The 4,862-nt window shown below is 58.9% G+C and carries 1 protein-coding gene; it reads right to left on the bottom strand.

Going from position 1 to position 4,862, the window contains the following annotated elements; translation table 11 throughout:
* Positions 1-2,470 precede the first annotated feature (2,470 nt).
* A complete protein-coding gene (locus CP49_RS01280; RefSeq protein ID WP_057848488.1) occupies positions 2,471-4,804 on the bottom strand; it encodes an efflux RND transporter permease subunit in 2,334 nt (777 codons plus the stop codon).
* Positions 4,805-4,862 lie beyond the last annotated feature (58 nt).

Here is a 4,862-nt window from a genome sequence, read left to right as displayed (position 1 = left end):
TCATCCTGAAACGACCCCCCGCATCAAGCCGGGGTTCGTGACGCTGGCGTACATCCGGCCAGTGACCGCATAATGGGCCAGCGATTTACTTTTGCCGTTTTGATTATTACCTTCGGTGCCGCTGGCTCAACCCGGTCGCGAATGAGTCAACGGACACTAATTCGCTGATTGGATCGCTCCACTGGAGGACGATCCGATGCGGGACAACAGCTTATGGCCGGACGATTGAGCGCAACTATCTGCAGAAGTGGCGTTTTCTGATCCCGGATATGAGGCGGTGAAGGCTGGCCGATCGACGCTGTTCAAGCGGGTCGGAAAACTTCTACCGGCACCACGGGACCTGCTCGCAGACGTTCCGTAAATAATTATAACCGCTATCTGCTGAGCGGTGAGGAAGCGGACCTGCTGCCGCGCCGGCGCGGACCCAAACGGCGGGAACGGCGCGAGCCGGAAGGGATCGACGTCGCCCATCGCAGGCGAGGAATGAACCGCTACGAGATTCATGCCGTCTTGCTTGAGACGCGCGAGAAGGTACCTTCGCCCATAACGATCTATCGGGTGCTGAGACGCTACAGCTGAACCGCGCACGCCGGCGATGCGTGAGGAGAAACGCCGCATTATCAAGGACAAGCTTGGGGAACTGGGCCACGTCGATCTGCATCAATTGCCGCGGGATGTAACGGCAGCGGCGGTTCGCCGCTGTCGTCCCGTCTTGAGCGGGTACACGGCTTCGCCATCGATGATTGCAGAACCCGCCGCTACATGCCACGCATCGGAAGCAACCGCGTGTACGAGTTCTTCACTCTTGGCGACTCTGAAAGCCGAACGGGCCGATCGATTCTAGACCTCGAAATGCAATTGCTTGGTCAATCTGAACTACTTTGTCTGCAAGCGCGGTCGGTGTCGGGTACTTGATTTCTGCGGATGCGTCATTTTTACCACCCGCCGGTCGAAGCCCTAAATCGGCTAATTTACGTCACGACCCAGCTCAGGTCGTTCTTCCGCGTGATTACGTATCGTCTTTGTGGCTATATCGTCGTAATTGTTCGCAAGACGCAAAAGCCGTTGCTTAATCAACGGGTCTGCCTCATCCGCAAGGTCCCGCAGGACGCGCGCTCTATCCCTATAAAATCGGTCATCCATGCTGGAATTGTCCCCTCGAAACGCGAGGTTACATGCCCGTTTTTTCCGGCCGAAACAGTAATCTAGTTCACACATTTGAATTTCACGTGGCAAGGTCGCATTCACATTCTCGCAATGTAGTCTTGTTCATTATCGCCAACGTAGACGGTCATGATAGAAGCCCGGCTCCGCCCTCGTACGATTCGGAGAAAGAATGGCAAAAGCTAAGAAGGTAGTTCGCCGCGCGTGGACAAAGGACGATGTTCGAACAATGAAGACCATGGCAAAGGCAAAGTCAGGCGTCGCCAAGATCGCAAAAGCGTTGAAGCGGACTCCCGGTGCGACGACCGTTATGGCAGCAAAGCTTGGGATATCCCTATCGATGCGCGACTAAGAACTTGCCCGCTTTCAGAAACTATTTTCTGACCCAGCATCCTGCCCATTACGGTGTTGGGACCTCGGGTGGATGACTCCCCTCGTCTGGGCCGCTCAATCGCTGTTGCCGGTAAGCAGACCAAGCCCAAAAGATAGCGCACCCGAATACAATCGCGCTTCCTGCGACCACTAAGATGGCACCAAGGATAACTATAGCCGTTCGCGAATGGCCTCTTCCAGATTTGGCATGGGATTCTCCTTTCATGATGCGCCCAGCCCCAGCAGCAAAGCGACGAGACGCGATCAGGCATGACCCTGAGGTCTAGCACATTGTCGCGCTCAATGTGGTCGACGTCACCGACCTGGTTGCTGGTGTTGGATGTAGACGAATACCGTCATTGGTCTCTCTTCAGCTGTCGCTTTCCCCAATGGGACTGCTTGCCCTACTCTCGCAGTGGAGGAGGAGCAGCATTTCTCTTGGCTTGCCTGAATCACGGCAAATCCTCGCATTCATGGCGATATCGCGTCCTTCGGCGGCGCCAGTCAGGCCGGCAGCCGCGTGCTGAACCTTCGGCTGATCATGCTCGGATTTCGGAATGGTCTCGCTCAGATGTTTGATCGCGTCCCGGAGCGTGACGAGCCGCCGGCCGCCGGGCACATGGGCTCCCCAATGCGCAGGGACCAAGACACGACGCAACTCCCGGAACCAACACAGCCGCTATCGCTCGACGAGGCGACCACCTGCAGCGATCGGCGTAAAGGCGGGGTACCCGGCATCGAGCGGGCGTTGCACCCGATTGAGAAGGTGCCGTGGGTGCGGCCTTACTTTTCACTCCAGTGACGCGGATCACGTGAGAAGGCTTTTGGCGGTCGGCGGTTACTTCAAGGCACCATTCTTTCCGCCTGGAACTCGCCGTCGATGGGAGTATCTCTGCAGCTACCGAGGTCGCCTCGCGCCAAGCAGCCTTATTGTTCATGACGATAGACGCTCTCGCTCCAATGCACGACAAACGACATAGAACACAGGCGTGAAGATCAACCCGAAAGCCGTTACTCCTAGCATGCCGAAGAAGACTGCGGTGCCGAGAGATTGACGCATCTCCGCACCTGCGCCGGTCGCCATAACCAGCGGCAAGACGCCGAGGATGAAGGCGAAAGACGTCATCAGAATCGGACGCAAGCGCACCCGCGCCGCCTGAATCGCCGCGCCAGCGCGGTTCATTCCCTCATGCTCCGCTTGCCGTGCGAACTCCACGATCACAATTGCGTTCTTGGCCGCCAGGCCGATCAGCACGACCAACCCGATCTGCGCCAGAATGTTCATGTCCATCGAGAAGAGGCGAAGCCCGGCGAGCGCTGCCAGCAAGCACATTGGCACGATCAGGATCACCGATAGCGGCAACGTCCAGCTTTCGTACTGGCCCGCCAACAGCAGGAAAACGAATACGACCGAGGCTGCAAAGACCAGAAGTCCCGTATTGCCGGCGAGTCTTTCCTGCAGGGCAAGCTCTGTCCACTCGAAGCCATAGCCATCGGGCAAGGTCTCGGCCGCGATTTTTTCCATCCTGTCGAGCGCTTGGCCGGTCGAAAACCCGGCCGCCGCCGCCCCCTGCACTTCGGCCGCGGGATAGAGATTGTAGCGCGGAACGCGGTATGGACCGGTGCGCTCTTCAAAGGTCGCCACCGAGCTCAGCGGCACCATGGCTCCGGAATCGCTGCGAGTTTTGAAATTCTCAATCGCCGGCAGATCCCGCCTGAACTGGCCATCCGCCTGCGCACGGACCTGGAATGTCCGCCCTAGGAAGTTGAAGTCGTTGACGTAGGCCGAGCCGAGATACACTTCGAGCGTCTCGAACACGCGACTGGCCGGAACGCCCAGCATCTCTGCCTTCACGCGGTCGATGTCCGCATAGAGCTTCGGCGTGGCCGTGTTGAAAGGCGAGAAGGCGCCGGTGAGCTCCGGGGCCCGGCTCGCCGCGGCGAGGACGCGCTGCGCGATCGCCTCGATCTCCGTCCCCGTTCCGCCACGTCTGTCTTCGATCATCATCTTGAAGCCGCCGGCGTTGCCTATGCCGCGGACGGAGGGAGGCTTGATCGGGACAACACGCGCTTCGGCTACGTCCGCCAGGCGAACCGGTATTGAGGCGATGATCCGGTCGACCTTGAGGCCTCGCTCCGCCCGCGCCTGATAAGGCGAGAGGATCGCAAAGATCAGACCGGTACTCGACGAGTTGGTAAAGGTTGCGCCGTCGAGGCCTGCAATAGCGACCACATGGGCGATGCCTTCCGTGGCCATCAGGCGGTCTGACACTTTCTTCAGGACCTCATCGGTCCTGGTGAGAGACGATCCCGGCGGCAGCTGTACGGCATTAATGAAATAGCCCTGGTCCATTACAGGAATGAAACCTCTTGGCGCCAGGGCGAGCTGCCACCCGGTCAAGCCGAGAAGCCCAACATAAGCGACGAGCACCAGCGCGCTGACCCGCAGCAATCGCCGTGTCAGCCCGCCGTAGCCCCATGACAGGCGGTCGAAGACTGCGTTGAAGGTCCGGAAAAATCCATCGCGCCCGCGAGCAAGAAAATTCCGCTTGTGCGCCGCTTGCTCCTCCTCATGCGGCTTTAGCAGGATAGCGCACAGTGCGGGGCTCAGCGTCAGGGACACAAATGCCGAGATGACCGTAGCAGCGGCGATGGTCACGGCGAACTGGCGGAAGAATTGGCCAGAGATGCCGGAGATCATGGCAGCCGGGATAAACACCGCACAGAGCACGAGCGCGATGGCGATCAGTGCCCCACCGATTTCGTCCATCGACCGATGAGCAGCATCACTGGGGGAGAGGCCGTTGCGAAGATGACGCTCCACATTCTCCACGACGACGATGGCATCATCGACGACGATGCCGATGGCAAGCACGAGTCCCAAAAGCGAGAGATTGTTGAGCGAATAGCCAAGCGCGGCCATCACGGCAAAGGTGCCAATCAACGAGATAGGGATTGCCAGGATCGGTATGACTGCAGCCCGCCAAGTCTGCAGGAACAGCACGACCACCAGAACGACCAACGCAATTGCTTCGAAGATGCTCTTGTAGACCTCGTGGACGGATTCGGCGATGAACTCCGTCGGATTGAAGGGAATGCTGTATGCCATGCCGGCCGGCAGGTTGCGTCCCAGCGTGTCCATCGCCGCAATGACGCGATTGGCCGTTTCCAGGGCGTTCGACCCGGGCTGCTGGAAGATCTGGATCGGCTGGGCCGGTCGCCCGTCTAGGTAAGCGGAACCGCGGAAGCTCTGCGCTGTCAATTCCACCTGGGCTTGTATGGGGATATGGTTGTCAAGGGGAATGATTGATCAGGGCATGTATTGC

This window comes from Bradyrhizobium valentinum, from assembly GCF_001440405.1.
Taxonomy (GTDB): Bacteria; Pseudomonadota; Alphaproteobacteria; order Rhizobiales; family Xanthobacteraceae; genus Bradyrhizobium; species Bradyrhizobium valentinum.
This window is presented reverse-complemented; position numbering and strand designations above follow the sequence as displayed.